The 19,535-nt window shown below is 64.8% G+C and carries 23 protein-coding genes; 9 read left to right on the top strand and 14 right to left on the bottom strand.

Going from position 1 to position 19,535, the window contains the following annotated elements; translation table 11 throughout:
- Positions 1–49 precede the first annotated feature (49 nt).
- From ACGYK2_RS14480 to ACGYK2_RS14460, 5 genes are read left to right on the top strand one after another with little or no spacing between them, the layout of a single operon-like run.
- Entirely contained in the window at positions 50–979 is a 930-nt protein-coding gene (locus tag ACGYK2_RS14480) for an AEC family transporter (protein ID WP_271688814.1), read from the top strand.
- Between the two features lie 28 nt (positions 980–1,007).
- A complete protein-coding gene (fghA, locus tag ACGYK2_RS14475) occupies positions 1,008–1,841 on the top strand; it encodes an S-formylglutathione hydrolase (RefSeq protein WP_271688813.1) in 834 nt (277 codons plus the stop codon).
- A gap of 3 nt (positions 1,842–1,844) precedes the next feature.
- Positions 1,845–2,297 carry a YaiI/YqxD family protein gene (locus ACGYK2_RS14470; RefSeq protein WP_209218498.1) on the top strand — a complete coding sequence of 151 codons (453 nt, stop codon included), beginning with the start codon at positions 1,845–1,847 and terminating at the stop codon, positions 2,295–2,297.
- Positions 2,298–2,329: 32 nt separating this feature from the next.
- The gene (locus ACGYK2_RS14465) at positions 2,330–2,950 is read left to right on the top strand and encodes an HAD family phosphatase (RefSeq protein WP_271688812.1); all 621 of its coding nucleotides are present in this window, start codon (positions 2,330–2,332) and stop codon (positions 2,948–2,950) included.
- Positions 2,947–3,861, top strand: a complete 915-nt coding sequence (locus ACGYK2_RS14460) for an ornithine cyclodeaminase family protein (RefSeq protein ID WP_271688811.1) — start codon at positions 2,947–2,949, stop codon at positions 3,859–3,861. Before ACGYK2_RS14465 ends, ACGYK2_RS14460 begins: the two co-directional genes overlap by 4 nt.
- Here ACGYK2_RS14460 and ACGYK2_RS14455 read toward each other — a convergent pair.
- Positions 3,858–5,099 (bottom strand): MFS transporter, encoded by a 1,242-nt coding sequence (locus ACGYK2_RS14455; RefSeq protein ID WP_276154390.1) that lies wholly within the window; start codon positions 5,097–5,099, stop codon positions 3,858–3,860. The two genes, ACGYK2_RS14460 and ACGYK2_RS14455, sit on opposite strands and share 4 nt — an antisense overlap.
- Before the next feature lie 123 nt (positions 5,100–5,222).
- On the opposite strand from ACGYK2_RS14455, the gene ACGYK2_RS14450 reads away from it, so the two are divergent.
- Positions 5,223–5,654, top strand: coding sequence for an Lrp/AsnC family transcriptional regulator (locus tag ACGYK2_RS14450; RefSeq protein ID WP_271688809.1), 432 nt, complete (start codon positions 5,223–5,225; stop codon positions 5,652–5,654).
- Position 5,655: 1 nt separating this feature from the next.
- Here ACGYK2_RS14450 and ACGYK2_RS14445 read toward each other — a convergent pair whose 3' ends face one another.
- From ACGYK2_RS14445 to ACGYK2_RS14430, 4 genes are read right to left on the bottom strand one after another with little or no spacing between them, the layout of a single operon-like run.
- Positions 5,656–6,609, bottom strand: a complete 954-nt coding sequence (locus ACGYK2_RS14445; protein WP_271688808.1) for an OmpA family protein — start codon at positions 6,607–6,609, stop codon at positions 5,656–5,658.
- The gene (locus ACGYK2_RS14440; RefSeq protein ID WP_271688807.1) at positions 6,606–7,175 is read right to left on the bottom strand and encodes a peroxidase-related enzyme; all 570 of its coding nucleotides are present in this window, start codon (positions 7,173–7,175) and stop codon (positions 6,606–6,608) included. The genes ACGYK2_RS14445 and ACGYK2_RS14440 overlap by 4 nt, the downstream gene beginning before the upstream one ends.
- Positions 7,176–7,186: 11 nt before the next feature.
- A complete protein-coding gene (locus ACGYK2_RS14435; RefSeq protein ID WP_271688806.1) occupies positions 7,187–7,903 on the bottom strand; it encodes a GNAT family N-acetyltransferase in 717 nt (238 codons plus the stop codon).
- Positions 7,900–8,619: a molybdopterin-binding protein gene (locus ACGYK2_RS14430; RefSeq protein WP_271688805.1), complete on the bottom strand. Its 720-nt coding sequence runs from the start codon at positions 8,617–8,619 to the stop codon at positions 7,900–7,902. Before ACGYK2_RS14430 ends, ACGYK2_RS14435 begins: the two co-directional genes overlap by 4 nt.
- A 47-nt stretch (positions 8,620–8,666) precedes the next feature.
- Here ACGYK2_RS14430 and sfsA point away from each other — a divergent pair, with 47 nt between their 5' ends.
- Together sfsA and map are read left to right on the top strand one after the other, a co-directional pair.
- Complete coding sequence (sfsA, locus tag ACGYK2_RS14425) at positions 8,667–9,374, top strand: DNA/RNA nuclease SfsA (protein ID WP_271688804.1); 708 nt, start codon at positions 8,667–8,669, stop codon at positions 9,372–9,374.
- Between the two features lie 51 nt (positions 9,375–9,425).
- Positions 9,426–10,256, top strand: coding sequence for a type I methionyl aminopeptidase (gene map, locus ACGYK2_RS14420; RefSeq protein ID WP_271688803.1), 831 nt, complete (start codon positions 9,426–9,428; stop codon positions 10,254–10,256).
- 28 nt (positions 10,257–10,284) lie between these two features.
- Here map and ACGYK2_RS14415 read toward each other — a convergent pair whose 3' ends face one another.
- From ACGYK2_RS14415 to ACGYK2_RS14380, 8 genes are all read right to left on the bottom strand, one after another.
- Entirely contained in the window at positions 10,285–11,361 is a 1,077-nt protein-coding gene (locus ACGYK2_RS14415; protein WP_271688802.1) for a DUF1513 domain-containing protein, read from the bottom strand.
- On the bottom strand, positions 11,361–12,347 hold the full coding sequence (locus tag ACGYK2_RS14410) for an imelysin family protein (RefSeq protein ID WP_271688801.1): 987 nt from the start codon (positions 12,345–12,347) through the stop codon (positions 11,361–11,363). Before ACGYK2_RS14410 ends, ACGYK2_RS14415 begins: the two co-directional genes overlap by 1 nt.
- The gene (locus ACGYK2_RS14405) at positions 12,347–13,888 is read right to left on the bottom strand and encodes a di-heme oxidoredictase family protein (protein ID WP_394374324.1); all 1,542 of its coding nucleotides are present in this window, start codon (positions 13,886–13,888) and stop codon (positions 12,347–12,349) included. The genes ACGYK2_RS14410 and ACGYK2_RS14405 overlap by 1 nt, the downstream gene beginning before the upstream one ends.
- Positions 13,889–13,940: 52 nt before the next feature.
- A complete protein-coding gene (gene bfr / locus ACGYK2_RS14400) occupies positions 13,941–14,426 on the bottom strand; it encodes a bacterioferritin (RefSeq protein WP_136720255.1) in 486 nt (161 codons plus the stop codon).
- Complete coding sequence (locus tag ACGYK2_RS14395; RefSeq protein ID WP_067266845.1) at positions 14,423–14,671, bottom strand: bacterioferritin-associated ferredoxin; 249 nt, start codon at positions 14,669–14,671, stop codon at positions 14,423–14,425. Before ACGYK2_RS14395 ends, bfr begins: the two co-directional genes overlap by 4 nt.
- A 64-nt stretch (positions 14,672–14,735) precedes the next feature.
- A complete protein-coding gene (locus ACGYK2_RS14390) occupies positions 14,736–15,998 on the bottom strand; it encodes an imelysin family protein (RefSeq protein ID WP_271688800.1) in 1,263 nt (420 codons plus the stop codon).
- A 128-nt stretch (positions 15,999–16,126) separates the two neighbouring features.
- Entirely contained in the window at positions 16,127–16,684 is a 558-nt protein-coding gene (gene rsmD, locus ACGYK2_RS14385) for a 16S rRNA (guanine(966)-N(2))-methyltransferase RsmD (RefSeq protein ID WP_271688799.1), read from the bottom strand.
- Complete coding sequence (locus ACGYK2_RS14380; protein ID WP_271688798.1) at positions 16,681–17,886, bottom strand: NAD(P)/FAD-dependent oxidoreductase; 1,206 nt, start codon at positions 17,884–17,886, stop codon at positions 16,681–16,683. The genes rsmD and ACGYK2_RS14380 overlap by 4 nt, the downstream gene beginning before the upstream one ends.
- Before the next feature lie 88 nt (positions 17,887–17,974).
- On the opposite strand from ACGYK2_RS14380, the gene ACGYK2_RS14375 reads away from it, so the two are divergent.
- The gene (locus ACGYK2_RS14375; protein ID WP_209218513.1) at positions 17,975–18,463 is read left to right on the top strand and encodes a peroxiredoxin; all 489 of its coding nucleotides are present in this window, start codon (positions 17,975–17,977) and stop codon (positions 18,461–18,463) included.
- Between the two features lie 221 nt (positions 18,464–18,684).
- On the opposite strand, the gene ACGYK2_RS14370 is transcribed toward ACGYK2_RS14375, so the two are convergent.
- Positions 18,685–19,530, bottom strand: a complete 846-nt coding sequence (locus ACGYK2_RS14370; RefSeq protein ID WP_067266837.1) for a mechanosensitive ion channel family protein — start codon at positions 19,528–19,530, stop codon at positions 18,685–18,687.
- Between the last annotated feature and the right edge of the window lie 5 nt (positions 19,531–19,535).

The raw sequence follows: 19,535 nt of genomic DNA, 5'->3' as shown, positions 1-19,535 counted from the left end.
CGCCCCTGCCCCATTGCACCCCAAGGGCGGGCTGGCTAATGCTTGACCCATGGTCGCGATCTTCCTGAAAACCCTGCCGTTCTTTGCGCTGATCGGCCTTGGCTACTGGGCCGGGCGCACGCGGTTCTTCTCTGCCGAAGCGACGGCCTATCTCACCAAATTCGTCTTCTACTTCGCCCTCTCGGCGATGCTGTTCCGTTTTTCCGCCAATCTGTCCTTGGCCGAGGTCTGGGACAGCCGCCTTGTCGCCGCCTACCTCTGGGGGACGGCCTTCGTCTATGCCATCGCCAGCCTCGTCGGCTTTTTGCGCGGGCTCGACGTGGCCACCAATGGGATCGAGGCGCAATGTGCCGTGATCGGCAACACCGGCTTTCTGGGCGTGCCGATGCTGACGCTGCTCTTAGGGCCGGATGCCATCGGCCCCGTGCTGCTGGCGCTGACCGTCGACATGATCATCTTTTCCAGCCTCATCGTGATCCTGATCACCGGCTCCCGAGAGGGGCAGTTGCGGCTGGCGACACTCAAAACCGTCGGGATTGGCCTGCTGAAAAACCCGATGATCGTCGCCATCACGCTGGGGTTCCTCTGGTCCGGCTTCGGCATCCCGATCCCCGTGCCGCTGAACGAATTTCTGGCCATCCTCGGGGGCGCTGCCACCCCCGGTGCCCTTTTTGCCATCGGCGCCTCGCTGGCCTCAAAATCCGCCGAGCGGATTGAGATCGCGGGCTGGCTGACCTTTTGCAAACTTGTGCTACATCCGCTCTTCGTGGCCTTCGGCGCGCTGTTTCTCTTTGGCGTTGACCCGTATAAAGCCGGGGTCATCATCGCCACGGCCTCTCTCCCGGTCGCGGGCAATGTCTATATGCTCGCCCAACACTACGGCGTCGCCCCTCAGCGGGTCTCTGCCGCCATTCTCGTTTCAACCACGGTCAGTATCGTGACCGTCAGCCTTGTCGTAGGCTGGGTCTCGGCCCTGTGACACACTCAAGTTCGAAAGGAACGCTGCCATGAAAACCATCTCGGAAAACGCCTGTTTCGGTGGCACGCAGGGGGTCTACTCCCACGTCTCCGACACCTGTGGCTGCGACATGACATTCGGCCTGTTTCTCCCTGCCGAGGCGGAGGACGGCCCGGTCCCGGTGCTCTGGTATCTCTCAGGCCTGACCTGCACCCATGAGAACGCCATGACCAAGGCGGGCGCGCAGGCTTGGGCCGCGGAACACGGCATCGCGCTGGTCTTCCCCGACACCTCCCCGCGTGGCGAAGCTGTGGCCGATGATGACGCTTACGACCTTGGCAAGGGCGCGGGGTTCTATGTGAACGCGATCCAAGACCCTTGGGCGGCGCACTACCAGATGTGGGATTATCTGGCCGAGGAGTTGCCCGCCCTGCTGGGCGAAAATTTCGCCCTCGATATGGAGCGTCAAGGCATCACCGGCCACTCCATGGGCGGGCACGGCGCGCTGACGCTCGCGATGAACCTGCCGGGGCGCTTCCTCTCAGTCTCGGCCTTCGCGCCGATCACCCATCCAACGGCGAGCGACTGGGGCAAAAAGCAGCTCAGCGCCTACCTCGGGTCCGACGAGAGCACATGGACGAAACACGACAGCACGCTCCTGATGCGTGAGAAGGGCTTCGACGGGCCGGTGCTGATCGACCAAGGGGCGAGCGACCAGTTCCTTGACCTCTTGATGCCCGAGGCGCTGGCCGAGGCCATGGCCGCCAAACGCCAGCAGGGCAGCTTCCGCATGCAGCGGGGCTATGACCACAGCTATTTCTTCGTGGCGAGTTTCATGGAGGATCACGTCGCCTTCCATGCCGACGCGCTCTACGCGGGCTGAGCCATGACCGCGCTCTACATCGACGCAGACGCCTGCCCCGTGAAGGCCGAGGCCGAGCGGGTGGCGACCCGGCACAAGATCAAGATGTTCCTCGTCTCCAACGGCGGGCTGCGCCTGTCGCAGAACCCGCTGGTGGAGGTGGTGATCGTGCCCGACGGGCCCGATGTGGCCGACATGTGGATCGCCGAGCGGTGCGGACCGGGTGACGTGGTGGTGACGGGGGACATCCCGCTGGCAGCCAAATGCGTCGAAGCGGGGGCAAGGGTGCTGAAACACAACGGCGAGGCGCTGACCGCGCGCAACATCGGCAACGTGCTGGCCACCCGCGACCTGATGGCCGACCTGCGCGCCGCCGACCCCTTTCGCCAAGGCGGCGGCAAGGGGTTTACAAAGGCCGACCGCTCCCGTTTCCTCGAAGCATTGGAGCGGGAACTGCGCGCGGCGGCGCGGGGGTAGGCCCGCGTTAAGCAATTGTTAGGGCAAGTGATATGACACCACAGGCGGTCGTTTTCGACATCGGCAACGTATTGATCGAATGGCAACCGGAGCGGTTTTACGACAGCGTCATCGGCGAAGATCGCCGCCGCGCCATGTTCGACGCCGTGGACCTGCACGGCATGAACGACCGCGTCGACAGCGGCGAGAATTTCCGCGACACGATCTATGCCATGGCCGAGGCGACGCCTGAGTGGGGCGATGAAATCCGCCTCTGGCACGACCGCTGGATCGAGATGGCCGCCCCGGTGATCGACCACTCCCTGCGGTTGAAGAATGCGCTGCAAGCGCGCGGCGTCCCGGTCTTCTCGCTCACCAACTTCGGCATCCAAAGCTATGATCTGGCCGCGACCCATTACCCTTTCCTGCGCGAATTCGACCGTGATTTCATTTCCGGCCACCTCGGCATGATCAAACCCGCGCCCTCAATCTACGAGGCCGTGGAGCAAGGCAGCGGCCTGCCGCCCGAGGCCCTGCTCTTCACCGACGACCGCGCCGACAACATCGCCACCGCCGCCGCGCGGGGCTGGCAAACCCACCATTTCACCGGACCACAAGGCTGGGCCGACCGTCTGGTCGCCGCCGGTCTGCTGACCCGGGAGGAGGCCGCATGACCGACATCCCGAACATCTCCTTCGACGCGGGGGAGGCGCTGCTGGATTGGATCGCGCTTACCGATGCGCTGGCCACGGGCCACGACCTGCCGAAGGCCGAGATCGGCGACACCTTCCTCTATCGCGGCAAGGACACGCTTCTAAGCCGCGCGGCATGGATCGACGGGCTGGGCATGGCGGTGAAATCCGCCACGATCTTCCCCGGCAACCCCGACCGGGAGGTGCCGATGGTCAACGGCGGCGTCTCGCTTTTCGATGACGAAACCGGCACGCTCTCCGCAATCGTGGACTTCCACCTCGTCACCAAGTGGAAGACCGCGGGTGACAGCCTCTTGGCCGCGCGCCGTCTTGCCCGACCGGACAGCGAGAACATCCTGATCGTCGGCGCGGGCACCCAAGGCCGCGCGCTGCACGCGGCCTATTCCGCGGCCTTCCCGCAGGCGCGTTTCACGGTCTGGAACCGGACGCCCAAGAACGCCGAGGCGATGGCCGCAGAGCTCAAGATCAACGTGGCGACCGATCTGGAGCAGGCGGTGCGCGCCGCAGATATCGTCACCTCTGCCACCATGTCGACCGACCCGCTGATCAAGGGCGATTGGTTGCAGCCCGGCCAGCACGTCGATCTCATCGGCGCCTACCGCCCCGACATGCGCGAGGTGGACGACACGGCGCTGCTGCGCGCCCGCGTCTTCGTCGACAGCTTCGACACCACCATCGGCCATATCGGAGAGATCAACATCCCGCTTGAGGCAGGCACCATCGCCCGCGATCACCTGATCGCGGATTACTACGACCTTTCGGCCTTCACCCGGCAGAGCGATGATGAAATCACCCTGTTCAAGAACGGCGGCGGCGCGCATCTGGACCTGATGACCGCCAACCACATCCTCGAACGCTGGCGCGCGCGTTAAGCGGTCACCAGCCCCTCCAGCCGTTTCTCGCGGATCGGCAGATGCACCACGGCGCTGAAAGCCCCCACGGCCACGCCCACCCACCAGACGCCGGTATAGCTGCCGTAGATGTCGTACATCCGCCCGCCCAGCCAAACGCCGAGGAAACTGCCCAACTGGTGGCTGAAGAACACGATGCCGTAAAGCGTGCCCATGTAGCGCAGCCCGTAGATATGCGCGACGAGGCCGGAGGTAAGCGGCACCGTGGCGAGCCAGAGCGCGCCCATGCCCACAGAGAACAGGATCACCGTCATCGGCGTGATCGGGAACATGATGAAGGCCGCCGCGATCACCGTGCGCCCGACATAGATCCCCGCCAGCAGGTATTTCTTGGAATAGCGCTTGCCCGCCCAGCCCGCCAGCAGCGTGCCCGCGATATTGGCCAGACCGATGAGAGAAATCGCCACCGCGCCAAGCGCCGAGGTGGTGGTGATGCCGATGTTGTGCAGCACGCCGCCCGCTAGGATCGGGCCGCACATCTCGGTCACGAAGGCGGGGAAATGCGCGGTGATGAAGGCCAACTGGTAGCCGCAGGAGAAGAACCCGAGGAAGATCAGCGTATAGGAGGGGTCGCGGAAGGCTTTGCCGAGGATCTGGCCCATCGACTCTTCAAGCTCCGCCCGGCTCGCCATCGCGGGCGCGCGCATCATCGGCAGAGTGAGCAGCATCAGCAGGATCGCCCCCGCGAAACTCACGAAGGTCATCTGCCAGGACATGAAGCCCAGCATCCATTCCGCCACTGGCGCGCCGAAGACTTGGCCCGCGCTGCCCGCCGCCGTGGCAATCGCCAGCGCCATCGAGCGGTTCTCGTCCGAGGCCGCCCGCCCCACAACGGCGAGGATCACGCCGAACCCGGTGCCCGCGATGCCGAAGCCGACGAGCCAAGCATAGGTTTGATGTTCGATCGGCGTCGCGGAATTGGCCGACAAGAGCAGCCCCACCGCATAGACCACCGCCCCGATGATAATCGCCCGCCTATCGCCAATCTTCTCGGCCAGCGCGCCAAAGATCGGCTGCCCGATGCCCCAAGCGAGGTTTTGGATCGCGATGGCGAGGGAGAACTCGCTGCGCGCCCATGCGAATTCCTCGGCAATGGGGATCTGGAACACGCCGAAGGAGGCCCGCACGGCGAAGCTGACCATGATGATGATACATCCGACCATCAGGACCGGGGTGAACAGGGGCGCGCGGCTTTGCATGGAAGTGTTCCTTTCCACGGCAGATTATGGGTTTCCCGGGCGTCGTCAATTGCGCATCTCCAAAGACTGGCCAGCCCGCCCGCGCTGCCGTAAACATGGCCCCGTGCAAAAGACGGGAAGCTGATGGACGAGATCGACAACAAGATCATCGCGGAACTGCGCCGCGACGCGCGCATGTCCTATTCCGCGCTGGCCGCCACCACCGGCCTGTCGCGGGTGACGGTGCGGGCGCGGGTGGAGCGTCTGGTCAGCTCGGGCGCGATTTTGGGGTTCACGCTGATCCTGAAAGAAGACATACGCCACAGCCCAATCCGGGGCCATACGCTCTTGGCCATCGAAGGCGCGGGCACCGACCGGATCAAACGCATTCTTGCAGGCATGCCCGCGGTGCAGGCGATCCATGCCACCAATGGCAAATGGGATTTGATTGTCGAGACGGGGACGGAGACCGTCGAAGAACTCGACAGCGTGTTGGGCCAAATTCGCCGCATTCAGGGGGTGAGTTCCAGCGAGACGAACCTGCTGCTGGCCACGCAGATGACGGTCACGACCTAGGCTATTGCACCGAAAGGACGACCACCTCGACCCGCCGGTTCTGTTCGCGCCCCGCTTCGGTCAGGTTGCTGTCGCGCGGCGCGAGATAGCCCGCGCCCTGCGCCTCCAGCCGGTCGGGGGCCACGTCATAGCTCTCAACCAACCGGTCCCGCACCGCCTCTGCCCGCCTGCGCGACAGGGCGGTATTGGCGTCGAGACTGCCCACCGCATCGGTATGCCCCACCAGCGCCACCCGCAGACCCGGCTCGGCCTTGAGCAATTCGGCAAGCCGCGCCAGGGTCGCAAAGGGGCCGGGGCCAAGCGCGGAGGTGCCGGTTTCGAACTCCAACCGGTTCAGCACCTTATGCCCCTCGGTCTTTAGCGTCGCTGCAAAATCCCCCGTGGCGCTGGCAAGCGGCACCTCCCCCGTAGCCGCAGGCGTGACAGGGGGGCTGTCACCCTCCGCCGCGTCGCCGCTGCGGGCTTGGATGATCTGCACATAGGCCGAGGTCGCCGCCGTGCTGGCAAGGATGCTGATCGCCTCGGTCGGCGTTCCGTCCTCGCCCCGTCGCAGGGCGGTGATGAAGTGGAAGGCCCGCAGGTTCACATACATATTCGGCCCCGGCAGCACCTCTATCGCAAAGCGGAAATCAAAGCCGCCGCACTCCCGCGCCGCGCAGTCGAGCACAATGTCGAAACCCGCCTCTTCAAGCTGCCGCCGCAGCGGGCGCATCACTTGCAAGGCGGTCAGCCCCGGCGTGTCCATCCGCCATGCGGCGCGGCGCAGGTCGCCATCCACATTGACCCGCGCCACCTGCCCTTCGGCATAGACCCCGACCGGTGCCGCATAGCGATCCGGTGCGGTATTGCGTTCAGCCGTCAGGCGCGCGGTGCTGGGCAGCGCCAGTTCAAGCGCCGCCGCCGGGGCCGCCAGCAGCACCCCGACCAGAGCCGCAACGACGCGCGCCCGGCTCATCGCGCCTGCGCGTGGTAATCGTCGTTGGGGCGCATGTCGGTGGCGCTGGCCACCCGGTTGGTCATGTTAAAGAAACCCGCCACGCTGGCGATGTCGAAAATGTCACGGTCGGTGAAGCCTGCGTCGCGCAGCGCCTGACGGTCGGCTTCTTCGACCTTGGCGCTCGCCTCGGTCAGCTTGACGGCGAAATCCAGCATGGCGCGTTGTTTGGGGCTGATCTTGGCAACCCGGTAGTTCATCACCAGCGCCTCGCCCAACTGCGGATCGCCCGACATTTCGCGCACCGCCGCCCCATGGGCCACGAGGCAATAGTAGCATTTGTTGACCGAAGACACCGCCACCGCGATCATCTCACGCTCAAGCTTGCTGAGCGCGCTGTCAGCCAGCATCAGATCGTTATACATGCCCGTAAAGGCGTTCAGCTTGTCGATGTCAAAGGCATAGGCGCGCAGCACATTGGGCACCATCCCGAGCTTTTCCTGACAGACATCGAAATACTTCTGCGTCGCTTCTGGCAGCGGATCGACCATCGGCAGATCAAGGGCGGTGGGCATGTCGTTGGCCATGGGCTTATCCTTCACTCGGTGCTTTGACGGTAATGATAGTGCCCGACCGGTGCAAAGCCCAGCTTGGCATAGAGCGCCTGCGCACGGATATTGGTATCGACGCAGAGCACCGAAAGCCGCGCGGCCCCCTGCGCCTGCCCCCAATGGGCGGCGGCCCGCATCAGCCAAGTCGCCACGCCTTGGCGTTGTTGATGGGGCAGCACCTCGACCGCGTGGACCATACAGATATCATTGTGCACCCCGGCAAAGGCCACCCCCGCGGGTTTCTCGTTCCAGCGGGCGAGAATGCCCGTTTTGGTCGCGGCACGGTCCATCACGGCAAGGCGGGCGGGACCGACCCCTCCGGCGGCCCAGATCTCGGCCATGATCGCCAGCGGCTCCCAGATACAAAAAGCGGTGACCGGGGGCATCGGCACATCCGTAAGCCGAGTGATCGGCGCGCTCAGCACCGTGACCGGGTCGACCACGCCGTAGCCCCGCGCGGCCAGCAGCGCGTCGAGGTCATCTTCCCCCGCGTGCACCATGAACAGCGGGCGCTGGTCCATCTCGCGCATCGCGGCTTCGGCGGTCGGAATGTCGGCGTCGGTTATCGCCCCGCGCGCCGTCGCCGCCGAGACCCGTTTGCCGCCGCCCTGCCCTTCGCGCAGGGTCCAGGGGCCGTGCTCGAAGCGCCGCGCGGCGGGCCATGTCGCGTCACCCGCGTCGAAAAACGCCTGCGCCTCGCTCATGCGAAGGCGGCCTTGAGCTTGGCCATTGCGGCTTCGACCATCCCCGGATCGCTGCCCCGGATCACCACATGCGCGCCAAAGACGCCGTCCTTTTGAAACGGGTAGCTGCCCATGGACAGATGCGGATATTCCTCGGCCAGCGCCCCCAGTGGCCCGGCGATATCGCCCTCGCCGCGGTCGATGCGCAGGGTCTCACTGATCAGCGGCTGCCCCCCGGTCAGCCCCGGCAGAACACTGGCAACCATCGCCTGAAAAACCGCAGGCACCCCGGCCATGACATGCACATTCTCAACCACAAACCCCGGCGCGGCAGAGACCGGGTTCTCGATCAGCGCGGAGCCTTCAGGGATGCGCGCCATGCGCAGGCGCGCCGCGTTCATCTCGGTCCCCGCGCGGGCATAATGTTCTGCCAAAATCTCGCGCGCATCGTCGCGCACGTCGATGTCGCGGTTAAAGGCGGCGGCGATGCAATCGGCGGTGATGTCGTCATGGGTCGGCCCGATCCCGCCCGAGGTGAAGACATGGGTATAGGCCGAAGACAGCGCCTGCACGGCGGCGATGATCGCCCCATGATCGTCCGAGACCACGCGCACTTCGCGCAGGTCGATCCCCACTTTCGTCAACTCCCCCGCAAGGTGATGCATATTGCTGTCACGGGTCCGGCCCGAGAGGATTTCGTCGCCGATCACGATCATCGCGGCGGTGGGGTTTGACATGGGGCGGCTCCTTGAGGATGGCGTCCCTTCGGTATAGGCCGCGCCCCATGCGCTTTCAAACCCAACTTGTCCCCGCCCGGCTGATCCGCCGCTACAAACGCTTTCTGGCCGATTGCAGGCTTGAGGAGACGGGCGAAGAGGTGGTGGCCCATTGCGCCAACCCCGGCTCGATGATGGGGCTGGCGGAACCGGGCAGCCGCATCTGGCTGGAGCCGAACGACGATCCAAAGAAAAAGCTGAACTACGGCTGGCGGTTGGTGGACCATGAGAACGGCCATTTCACTGGCGTCGACACCGCCCTGCCCAACCGCGCGATGAAGGCAGCGCTGCTCGCGGGTGAGGTCGCCCCGCTCGCCGCCTATACCGAGGTGCGGCCCGAGGTGAAATACGGCGAAAACTCCCGCATCGACTTCCTGCTCAGCGGCAATGGCCTGCCCGATGCCTATGTCGAGGTGAAATCCGTCACCCTGTCACGCGAAACCGGGCTGGCCGAATTCCCCGACAGCGTGACCGCCCGCGGGGCGAAACATCTGAGCGAGTTGGCGCGGATGGCGCAGGCCGGGCACCGCGCCGTGCTGCTCTATCTGGTGCAGCGCACCGATTGCTCGCAGATGCGCCTCGCTGCCGATATCGACCCGACCTATGCCGCCGCCTCCCATGCCGCGCGGGCGGCGGGGCTGGAAATCTACGCCATCGGCACCCATATCACGCCCCAAGCCGTCACACTGGCGCAACCGATCCCCTTCGCGGGCTGAGCCGCTCTGGCCCTCGCCCGAAAGCCACGTTAAGTAGGAGCGAACACAAGCATGGAGAGAGCGGTGAACAACGCACACCGAGGCCGCCAGACGCGCGACGGCATTCGCATTTACGAGCCTTCCGATCATGCCGGGATGCAGGCAGCGGGCCGTCTCGCCGCCACCATCCTCGACGAGATCGCAGAGCATGTCTTCCCCGGTCAAACCACCGGAGAGTTGGACCGCCTGATCGAAGAGAAGGTCAACGCCGCCGGGGCGAAATCCGCCACCATCGGCTACAAGGGCTACAAACACGCCAGCTGCATCTCGGTGAACCATGTGGTCTGCCACGGGATCCCCAGCGACAAGAAGCTGAAAGACGGCGACATCCTGAACATCGACGTGACCGTGATCGTCGATGGCTGGTTCGGCGACACCAGCCGCATGTATGTGGCGGGCAAACTGTCGCGCAAGGCCGAGCGGTTGATCAACGTGACCCACGACAGCCTGATGCGCGGGATCGAAGCGGTGAAGCCGGGCAACACCTTTGGAGACATCGGCCACGCGATCCAGACATTTGTCGAAGGCCACCGCATGTCGGTCGTGACCGACTTCTGCGGTCACGGTCTGGGGCAGGTCTTTCACGCGCCGCCCAACGTGCTGCACTATGGCCGCCCCGGCACCGGTGCTGTGCTTGAGCCGGGCATGTTCTTTACCATCGAGCCGATGGTGAACCTTGGCCGCGCCGAAACCAAGACCTTGGCCGACGATTGGACCGCGGTGACCCGCGACAAATCCCTCTCGGCACAGTTCGAACATTCGGTGGGCGTGACCGAAGACGGGGTGGAGATCTTCACCCTCTCGCCCGGTGGTTTGTTCCACCCGACCTACAAGACCGACTAAATGCAGCGGGGGCACGGCCCCCGCCCGCCTATGCGTCGATGGCAACCAAATGATTGTCCCACGCCCGTTTGGCCGTGGTCAGCCGCGACAGCGTCGCCTCTTGCAGCGACAGGATACCGCCCAGCCCATCCGTAGCCACGAAGCCCCCCCGGCCCGGTGCCAACCCGCAGACATCGGCGCGGCGATGGCTGGCAAGGAAAGAACCCTTGTTGTCAAAAACATGCAGCCGCCCGCCGCGCGGTGACGTGATCCCGACCGCCCCGCCATCGACGGCAAATGCCACGCTGCCCGCGTAGCCCTGCATCGCGATTTGCTCGGCCAGATCGGCCTCGGCCAAGATCGGGTCTTCCCCGCGACGATGCAGCCCCAGCAGCGGCACGCCGTCGCCCGGCTCCCCCTGCCATTGCATCGCAAAAGCCACCTGCCCGTCCGGCGCCAAGGCCAGATGCCGGATCGAGTTCTTATGCAGATCATCGGGCAGCGAAACCTGCTCCAGCACTTCGCCCGAGAAGCTGACATAAGACAGGTTGGGCCGCATCACGTCGATGTTCAACTTTTCCCGCCCGCTGTCGGGATGGGTTCGGATACCGCCATTGGCCACAACCAGCACATCCTCGGCCCAGCGGCGGATTTCATGGGGGCCGACCCCGCCCGAGGCGATCTCTCCGATCCGGGCATAGCCATCGGCGCGGGACCACAGGCCAATGCGCCCTTCGCCGCTGTCGATCTCATTCTCACTGGTGGCGAGGATGGCCCCGCCCTGCAAAAACGCCCCATGCCCGTAGAAATGCCGCCCCTCTGGCGCGTCGAGCCGATGGGCCACACGGCCCTTCTCGCAGTCGATCACCAGCGCGAACCGGCCCGGACGGCGGGCAAAGGCGACCGCCTCGGGCGCGGTGGGATGGGCGGCAGCGGCATGGCCCCGGTCGGGCAGCGGAATGCGGAAAATGTCGTGGCCGGTCCCGTCCAGCCCGAAAAGCGCATAGGCCCCCGAAGGATCACGCGCGGCGGCAAGATAGACAGGGCTCCCGGCGGCGGCCCAGCCCATCGCCGGCAGGCTCGACGCGGCGGCGAGACCGGCGAGGAAATGGCGGCGCGAGGGCATCAATCCCCATCCGCCGAGTTGAACCCGACCGAGACGCCAAGCGCCGGGGCGATCTCTGCCCCCACCGCCTCGGAAATGGCGCGCACATCGTTTTGCAGCGCCTCGACCCGGATACGGCTGATCGGATCGGCCACTCCGGCAAAAACGGGGTCTTCCAACGCGCGCGCGGCGCTCAAGGCGCGGTCGAATGCGGCGTCGGTCTTGGGGGTGGGCGCGTCCGACAGCGTGTCGGCCAGACCATGCAATGCTTCGAGCGACAGGACCACATTGCGCAGGCTGCGGCCCGAACGGCGCGCCTCGGCCACCTGCGGTTTGGGGGAGTCGAAACGGCCCATCGGGCGGCCCAGACGTTGGTCGGCGACGAAGTCCAGCCCTGTTGCCAAAGCCGTATAGAGCGCCTGAGACGCCTCGCGCGGGCTGAGGAAACGGTCATTGCCCGCCTCGCCTGCGCTGCGGAGCGTGGCGGCGAAGTCCTCACGCCATGCGGTGTCGACCTCCCGCCCCAGTTCCGCCAGATCTGCTGCCATCGCGCGGGCCAATGCGCAGCTATAGCTGTCAGCCTCGTAGCCCGCGAAGTCATCGTCATAAAGCAGCCGTTCCAGCGCAAAGAGCCCGCGCGCGGCGATGGAGACTTCGGCGTAATCACCGCTTGTCGCAATCGGGTCTTCTTCGGCCACCATCCGCGCCACGCTGCGCCCCACCATGCCGCGCGTGTCGGGCCAGAAGGCGATGGCCAGCCCGCGCCCGTCTTCCTCTAGCGGTCCAAGGGTCAGATGCGCGATGCCGAGCCATGCGTCGAAAGCCTCCTGATAGGCCGGGCGCAGGGCGGCATCGGTGCAATCGGCCTGCGCCGCCGCATCAAGCGCCGCCGTGGCCGAGGCGAAACGGGCGGTGCCGGGCAGCGCGTGATCTTGGATCACCTCCTCTACCCCGGCGAGGGCGGGGGCGGCAGTCAGAAGGAAGGTGGCGGTCAGCAGGCTGCGCATCAGAGGCTCTCCAGATAGCGGATCAGGGCGTCACGGTCGGCTTTGGGCATGTCGACCACGGCATCGCGGGCGGGCTGGGCTTCGCCGCCGTGCCAGAGCACCGCTTCGAGCAGTGACCGCGCGCGCCCATCGTGCAGGAATTGGGTATGGCCGTTGACCTGTTCGGTCAAGCCAATGCCCCAAAGCGGCGCGGTGCGCCATTCGCGCCCGTTCGCGCGGCCCTCGGGACGGTTGTCGGCCAGCCCTTCGCCCATGTCATGCAGCAAAAGGTCGGTCATCGGCCAGATCAGTTGGAAGCTCTGCTCGGGCTGATCCTCCAGCCGTTCGGTCACGAATTTCGGCTGGTGGCAGGAAGTGCAGCCGACCTCATGAAACACCGCCTTGCCGCGCAGCACCTCAGGCGCGCCGACATCACGTCGGGCAGGCACGGCAAGGTTGCGGCTGTAGAAGGTCACCAGATCCAGCCCCTCGGCGTCGATCTCGGTGCCACGGTCGTCACCATCCCCATGGGGTGCCGCGCGGCAGGCGGTCTGCTCTGCCGTGCAATCGCCCCATGCCGCGTCGAAAATGGGGGAGGAAATGCCGATGTCCCCCGCAAAGGCGCTGGCCGATTGTTCGCGGATCGTCGGCGCCCCGGCTTTCCAGCCGAAGCGGCCCAGCATCGGACGCGCATGTTCAAAGGACCAGACGATCTGCGCCCTGCCCGAAATGCCGTCGCCATCGGCGTCCTCCGGGTCGGCCAGCGCCAAGATATCTGCCGCCGGAATGGCCTCCAACAGGCCCAAGCCGATCATCGGCGGGGCGACGCGGGGGCTGAGCATCGCGCCGTCGGCCAAGGGGCCATAGCCGAGGTCTTCGGCACTGTAGGTCGGGCGGCGCAGGCTGGCTGTCTCCCCCTCCGACAGGGCGACTTCCACCTCTTCATAACTCACGCCCAGACGGTATTCCGCCGGATGGCCCGCCACCCCGAAATCCTGCAATTGCCCGCCATAGACCGGATCGGGCCGCGTGCGCGGGGTCTCATCGCCGACCGAGAGCAGGAAGGCCTCGATCTCGCTCATCGCCTCTTCGGGGGGCGTGGGGACCGAGATGCGCAGGAACATCGACACCGCATCATCCTGAGGCCCCTCGGGCGGATGGCCGCGCCCGTCTTTCAGGTGGCAGCGCTGGCAGGAACGCGCGTTGAAGAGCGGCCCCAGCCCGTCAGAGGCCAGCGTCGACGAGGGCGAAGAGACCCAGAGTTTTTTGAACAGACCGTTGCCGACCTTGAAGTCCAACTCACGCTCGAAAGGGATATTGCCTGAAGGCAGCGAAAACGCATCGGCATTGCCGCGCGGGCTGACCGTGGCGGCCCCTGCCGGGTTCGTCTCAAAGGGTTCGGGCTTGTCGAATTCGGTCGCGGGGGCGGTGACCTTAGCGATCCGGGCGGCCTCTTCCGCGGTGCGGGGGATCACCTTTAGATGCGGTTCCTCCAAGGCTTGCGGAGCGGCGGCGGCCATGCTCGCGGCGGCCACCATGAGCATCGGAATGAGGAAACGCATGGGGAATGCCTTGGATAAGCGGCAGGCCCGAAACCGGGCCTGCCTGTCGTGGTTACTTGCTGTCGTCTGTCGGCTTGGCCTGAAGCTGGCCATAGACGGCCTCGCCCAGTTCCGCCTGAAGCGCCAGTTGGGTTTCGAGGAAGTCGATATGCCCTTCCTCATCGGCGATCAATTCTTCGAACAGGTTCTTCGAAACGTAGTCGCCCACCTGATCGCAGTGATTGCGCGCTTCGATATAGAGGGTGCGGGCCTCATGCTCGGCGGCGAGATCGGCCTCCAGACATTCCTTGACCGTCTCACCGATGCGCAGCGCGTCCAGCTTTTGCAGGTTGGGATGCCCTTCGAGGAAGATGATCCGCTCGATCAGCTTGTCGGCGTGGTTCATCTCTTCGATGCTTTCCTCGCGCGATTTATCGGCAAGCCGACCATAGCCCCAGTCTTCTTGCAGCCGGTAATGCAGCCAGTACTGGCTGACCGCTGTCAATTCGCTGCGCAGTGCAGCGTTGAGATATTCGATGACCTTGTCGTCGCCCTTCATGAACCTGTCTCCTTGTTTGGTTTTGCCTGACATAGAGTGGTTGTCAGCACCGGCACGGAAAAGTTGCCATTTCCGCGCATGGTAGACAAGAACAGAGGCATACAGCCCCCACAATCGGCCGCTTTGCCCAAGGCGCGGTAGACTTTACCGGCCGTGATGACCGTGCGTGCGTCTGAGGCGCGCATCCAGTCGATGGCATTGTTGATGTCGCGATCGGTGATGTTCTGACAGTGACAAACAATCATGGTGTTGCGTATTCCTTGGCTGGCCCCGGGCCGCGACACGCGCGCCCCGGGGGAAAGTTTAGGATTACTGGAAGACGGCCTCCGGCGCGTCGAGGCTGTCGGAGCCTTCAAAGGCGATCTCGTCACCGCCCAGAGCCGTCACTGCGCGTTCGATGGCGCGGGTCTGGTTCACCAGCGCGTCGACCGCGCCCATGATCAGTGCCTCGCCCTCGGCATTGCCGCGCTCAAGCATCATGTCATAGCTGAAGCCCGCTTCGGCGGCGGTCTTGATCTGACCCAGTTCCACCATGGAGGCGTTCAGCTTGGCGCGCAGGTCTTCGTCGACACCGGCATCGGCACTGGCCACCAGATCGGACAGCGACGCGCCCGAGACCACGCGCCCATCGACGCGCAGGTATTCGCCCAGATAGACGTTCCGCACACCCAGGCCATCGTAGTAGTGGCTGTTGTGGGTGTTGTCCGAGAAGCAATCATGCTCTTCCTCGGGGTCGTTCAACATGACGCCCAGCTTCATCCGCTCCCCGGCCTGTTCGCCGTAGGAGAGCGAGCCCATGCCGGTCAGGATCGCGTCGATCCCGGCGTCTTCGTCGGCCAGCACGGCGGCGCGTGCCTCACCGCCTTCGGCCCATTGCCCGGCCATCCATTCCAGATCGCTGACCAAAAGATCGGTGGCGGCCTTGAGGTATTGCCCACGGCGGTCGCAATTGCCGCCGGTGCAGTCGTCGCCCGCTGCGTAGTCGGTCCAAGGACGGTCGCCCGCGCCGTGGTCGGTGCCGTTCAGGTCTTGGCCCCAGAGCAGGAATTCGATGGCATGGTAGCCGGTGGCGACATTGGCCTCGACCGCGCCCGCCTCATGCAACTGCCCTTCGAGCAGTTCGGGGGTGATTTCGGTGGCGTCCACCTCTTCCCCGCCGAGCGTGAATGTCGGGTTGGCGATGACGTTCAGAACCGCCAGTTGGTTCTCATCTGTTTCACCGCCATAGGAGGCGTCGACATAGTCGATCAGACCCTCGTCCAGCGGCCATGCGTTTACCTTGCCTTCCCAGTCATCGACGATGGCATTGCCAAAGCGGAACACCTCGGTCTGCTGGTAGGGCACGCGGGCGGCCAGCCATGCGGTTTTCGCCGCCTGAAGCGCCTCAGCAGAGGGGGAGGCGATCAGCGTCTCGACGGCGGCTTGCAGGGTCTGCGCGGTGGTCAGGCTGTCTTCGTATCCGGCCTGCGCGATGTCGGCATAGGTGTCCAGCACCTCGGCCTTGCCTTGGGCGAATGCCGGGGCGGCGGCGAATGTGATCAGCGCAATGGCCGTGGACGCTTTGAGGCGCATCGGATGTCCTTCCTTGAAAATCACCATGGTCCCGACACAGGGCGTATCGGGCCTTCGGGCAATAGGTGACTTATTTTGTCGGAAAATACAAGGTACAACCTCACGCGGGCTGAACCTAGGGAACCCCGTTAGTTGGTGGCCCTTTCCAACAGGGTCACATGGGTATCGCCATATTTGCGCGTGTCGATCCGGGCGAATCCCTCAGGCGCCTGCATGGGGGCGCTTTCCTCCCAAACGACCATTGCCCCGGGGGTGAGCCAGCCGCCTTCGGCCGCCGCGGCAAGCGCCTTTTGCCCCATGGACTTGCCATAGGGCGGGTCAAGAAAGACCAGATCGAAAGCCGCCTGCGCCCACGGCCCCAGCCGCGTGGCATCATGGCGCAGCAGTTGCGTGTCCGCCGCCGCATCCAGCTTGCGCATATTCTCCCCGATCAGCCGCTGCCCGCTGCGGCCATTCTCGACGAAACAAACCGAGGCGGCCCCGCGCGACAGCGCCTCGAACCCTAGCGCGCCGGTGCCTGCAAAGAGGTCCAACACCCGCGCGCCTTCGATTACGTCGTGATGGGTCAGCATCGAAAAAAGGCTTTCGCGCACCCGGTCCGAGGTCGGGCGCAGATGCGCCCCGGCGTCGCCCTTGCCAAGTGCCGCCAGCGGGCGGCCCCGGTATTTCCCAGCGATGATCCTCATGCCCGCAGGAGCGCCTTGAGGTCCGCCTGAGGGTCCGCGACCAAGGCGGGGTCAGGCGATTTGCCCGCCTCAATCAACCGTTTGCCGACCATATAGCCCCGTGGATCGTTTGCCGCATCGACGGCCAGCAAAGTCTCACCGCGGTAATACCAGAAGGACGCGCTGCCCGCGCCCCGGCGGGTAACGACGCGATCATAGCCTGCGTTTAGCCCAGCGATTTGCAGTTTCACGTCATATTGGTCAGACCAGAACCACGGTTTGGCGACATAGTCCTTGCCCGCGCCAAGGATGTTTTCGGCCACGACCTCGGCCTGATCGATGGCGTTTGGCACGCTTTCCAGACGGATGCGCCCGCCGCGATAGGGGAACGAGGTGCAGTCCCCCGCCGCCCAGATACCGGGCAGGTTCGTGCGGCCCTGCGCATCGACCTTGATGCCGTTGTCGATCTCGACCCTCGCGCTGGCGGCCAGCGCGATGTCGGGTTCGATGCCGACGCCGGTGATGACGAAATCGGCGGCGATCTCTGTGCCGTCGCTCAGCCGTGCGCCGGTGACATGGCCCTCGCCCAAAAGCCGCTCCAGCCCCACGCCTTCGCGCAGGCGCACGCCGTGGCTTTCGTGCAGGGCGCGGAAATAATCGCTGGTCTCCGGCGCTGCCACCCGTTGCAGGATCCGGTCGGCCATTTCCACCAGCGTGACCTCAAGCCCCAGCTTGGCCGCGACCGCCGCCGCCTCCAGCCCGATATAACCGCCGCCGACGATCAGCACTTTCGCACCTTTGACGAAACGCGGGGCCATGGCATCGACATCCGCCAGATCGCGCACGGTAAAGACACCCTCCAGCGCCCCGCCGATCGCGGCGGGCAAGCGGCGCGGGGTCGAGCCGGTGGCGAGCACCAGTTCGTCATAGGCGACCGCGCCGTCGGAGGTGCTCAGCACCCGCGCCTCGGGGTCAATCGCCGTGACGCGGCAGTCGGTTTTCAGCGTGATCCCTTGATCGGCGTAGAATGCCTCGGGCCGGAGCAAGAGACGCTCTTGGCTCATCTCCCCCAGCAGGTAGCCTTTGGACAGGGGCGGGCGTTGGTAAGGGGGGCACGGCTCGGCGCCGATGAGGGTGATTTTCCCCTCGAACCCGCCGCTTCGCAGTTTTGCCACGCATGACGCTCCCGCCTGCCCGGCTCCGATCACCACCACATGCTGCATCTGCCACCCCCCGATTGATCTGGTCTCAGTCGCGGTCAAAGCCTATATCTGGCCCCAAGACAACCGCAATGACAGGAGAGGCTATCCCATGACGATTTCTCAAGGTTCGACACTGCCGGACGCGAAACTGGTTCAGATGGGCGCCGACGGGCCCGAGCCGGTGCAGATGGCCGACAAGGTAAAAGGCCGCAAAGTGGTGATCTTTGCCGTGCCGGGCGCCTTCACGCCGACTTGCCACTCTGCCCATGTGCCCAGCTTCGTGCGCACCAAGGATCAGTTCGACGCCAAGGGCGTGGATGAGGTGATCTGCATCTCCTGCAATGATCCTTTCGTGATGAAGGCTTGGGGCGAGGCGACCGGCGCGACAGAGGCCGGGATCACCATGCTCGCCGACGCGAGCAGCGCGTTCACCCGCGCCATCGGCATGGAGTTCGACGCCGAGGGCGCCGGGCTGGTGGGCCGGTCCAAACGCTATGCGATGCTGGTCGAAGACGGTAAGGTCACGCTCTGGCAGCCCGAAGAAAGCGCAGGCACCTGCGAGATTTCCGGCGGTGAAGCGTTGCTGGATAATATGTAAAGTGACGGGCAGCGGCTAAGCGGATCAGGCGCTGCCCATTCAACGATCCGCCCGGTGGCACACCGGGCATCGCCCTCCCTCCCCCCGGAGGGCGATTTTGCAAGGGTCTGGCAGACGGAACCTCAATTTAGGGTGAACCGGCCCGCCATACAGCGAGCCCCTCATCGCCCCCCAGGGAGGGCGATGCCCTTCGTTTCAGCAGGCAACGCCCTTCAGCCGCCTTACTCCGCCGCCTGAACGATTGTGCGCGTGGGGAAGGGGATATCCACCCCGCCCTCATCCAGCGCCTCTTTGACCTTGCGGGTCATATCGGCCTTGAAGGCAAAGTAATCGTCCGCGCTGCACCAGACCCGCACAAGGAAATCCACCGAACTATCGTTGAGGTTGTTCACCTGAATGAAGGGCTCGGGATCCGTATGCGCGCGCTCATCCGACATGATTGTGCTGCGGATGATATCCTCGGCGGTCTTGAGGTTCGCGCCATAGCCCACGCCAAAGGTCCACTCCGCCCGGCGCGTCGGGTTGACGGAATAGTTGGTGATCACATTGCCCCAAACCTCGGAGTTCGGCACGATGACCTGCACGTTGCTGAGATCGGCGAGAACCGTGTAGTTCAGGTTGATCTGTTTGATCGTCCCCATCTCGCCCGCGATCACAACGAAATCGCCGATCTTGATAGGGCGGAACAGGATCAGCATGACGCCCGCGGCCACGTTCGACAGGGTGCCTTGCAGGGCCAGACCAATCGCCAGACCCGCGGCACCAATGACCGCCACGACCGATGTCGTCTTGACCCCGAAGGTATTGAGCACAAAGAGAACGGTGAAACCCAGCACCACATAGCGCACGATGGAAGCGAGAAATTCGAACAGCATCTCATCGAGATGCTTATGCCGTTTGCCCAGATTCTCGACCCGGTGTTGCAGCCAACTGGAGATGACCCAGCCCAGCAGCAAAATGGCAATCGCGGCGATCACCGACCCCGCCGCGCTGGCCAAGAACTCCAGCGTCAGCAGATCGGCAACTGTCTTGCCCTGCCACAACTCGGTTTCAAACAAATCTTGCATCCGGT

The organism is Sulfitobacter sp. 1A10359 (genome assembly GCF_043558145.1).
GTDB lineage: Bacteria > Pseudomonadota > Alphaproteobacteria > Rhodobacterales > Rhodobacteraceae > Sulfitobacter > Sulfitobacter faviae.
The sequence above is the reverse complement of the archived record's forward strand: the minus strand, read 5'-3'. Positions and strand labels throughout refer to the sequence as shown.

Coding starts and splice junctions, on each gene's coding strand:
- ACGYK2_RS14390 (WP_271688800.1), bottom strand. CDS start 15,998: ATGCGCCTCAAAGCGTCCACGGCCATTGCGCTGATCACATTCGCCGCC.
- ACGYK2_RS14410 (WP_271688801.1), bottom strand. CDS start 12,347: ATGCGCAGCCTGCTGACCGCCACCTTCCTTCTGACTGCCGCCCCCGCC.
- ACGYK2_RS14380 (WP_271688798.1), bottom strand. CDS start 17,886: ATGCAGCATGTGGTGGTGATCGGAGCCGGGCAGGCGGGAGCGTCATGC.
- ACGYK2_RS14465 (WP_271688812.1), top strand. CDS start 2,330: ATGACACCACAGGCGGTCGTTTTCGACATCGGCAACGTATTGATCGAA.
- ACGYK2_RS14370 (WP_067266837.1), bottom strand. CDS start 19,530: ATGCAAGATTTGTTTGAAACCGAGTTGTGGCAGGGCAAGACAGTTGCC.
- fghA (WP_271688813.1), top strand. CDS start 1,008: ATGAAAACCATCTCGGAAAACGCCTGTTTCGGTGGCACGCAGGGGGTC.
- ACGYK2_RS14415 (WP_271688802.1), bottom strand. CDS start 11,361: ATGCCCTCGCGCCGCCATTTCCTCGCCGGTCTCGCCGCCGCGTCGAGC.
- sfsA (WP_271688804.1), top strand. CDS start 8,667: ATGCGCTTTCAAACCCAACTTGTCCCCGCCCGGCTGATCCGCCGCTAC.
- ACGYK2_RS14440 (WP_271688807.1), bottom strand. CDS start 7,175: ATGGCCAACGACATGCCCACCGCCCTTGATCTGCCGATGGTCGATCCG.
- ACGYK2_RS14470 (WP_209218498.1), top strand. CDS start 1,845: ATGACCGCGCTCTACATCGACGCAGACGCCTGCCCCGTGAAGGCCGAG.
- bfr (WP_136720255.1), bottom strand. CDS start 14,426: ATGAAGGGCGACGACAAGGTCATCGAATATCTCAACGCTGCACTGCGC.
- ACGYK2_RS14405 (WP_394374324.1), bottom strand. CDS start 13,888: ATGCGTTTCCTCATTCCGATGCTCATGGTGGCCGCCGCGAGCATGGCC.
- ACGYK2_RS14450 (WP_271688809.1), top strand. CDS start 5,223: ATGGACGAGATCGACAACAAGATCATCGCGGAACTGCGCCGCGACGCG.
- rsmD (WP_271688799.1), bottom strand. CDS start 16,684: ATGAGGATCATCGCTGGGAAATACCGGGGCCGCCCGCTGGCGGCACTT.
- ACGYK2_RS14480 (WP_271688814.1), top strand. CDS start 50: ATGGTCGCGATCTTCCTGAAAACCCTGCCGTTCTTTGCGCTGATCGGC.
- ACGYK2_RS14375 (WP_209218513.1), top strand. CDS start 17,975: ATGACGATTTCTCAAGGTTCGACACTGCCGGACGCGAAACTGGTTCAG.
- ACGYK2_RS14445 (WP_271688808.1), bottom strand. CDS start 6,609: ATGAGCCGGGCGCGCGTCGTTGCGGCTCTGGTCGGGGTGCTGCTGGCG.
- ACGYK2_RS14455 (WP_276154390.1), bottom strand. CDS start 5,099: ATGCAAAGCCGCGCGCCCCTGTTCACCCCGGTCCTGATGGTCGGATGT.
- ACGYK2_RS14430 (WP_271688805.1), bottom strand. CDS start 8,619: ATGTCAAACCCCACCGCCGCGATGATCGTGATCGGCGACGAAATCCTC.
- ACGYK2_RS14435 (WP_271688806.1), bottom strand. CDS start 7,903: ATGAGCGAGGCGCAGGCGTTTTTCGACGCGGGTGACGCGACATGGCCC.
- map (WP_271688803.1), top strand. CDS start 9,426: ATGGAGAGAGCGGTGAACAACGCACACCGAGGCCGCCAGACGCGCGAC.
- ACGYK2_RS14460 (WP_271688811.1), top strand. CDS start 2,947: ATGACCGACATCCCGAACATCTCCTTCGACGCGGGGGAGGCGCTGCTG.
- ACGYK2_RS14395 (WP_067266845.1), bottom strand. CDS start 14,671: ATGATTGTTTGTCACTGTCAGAACATCACCGATCGCGACATCAACAAT.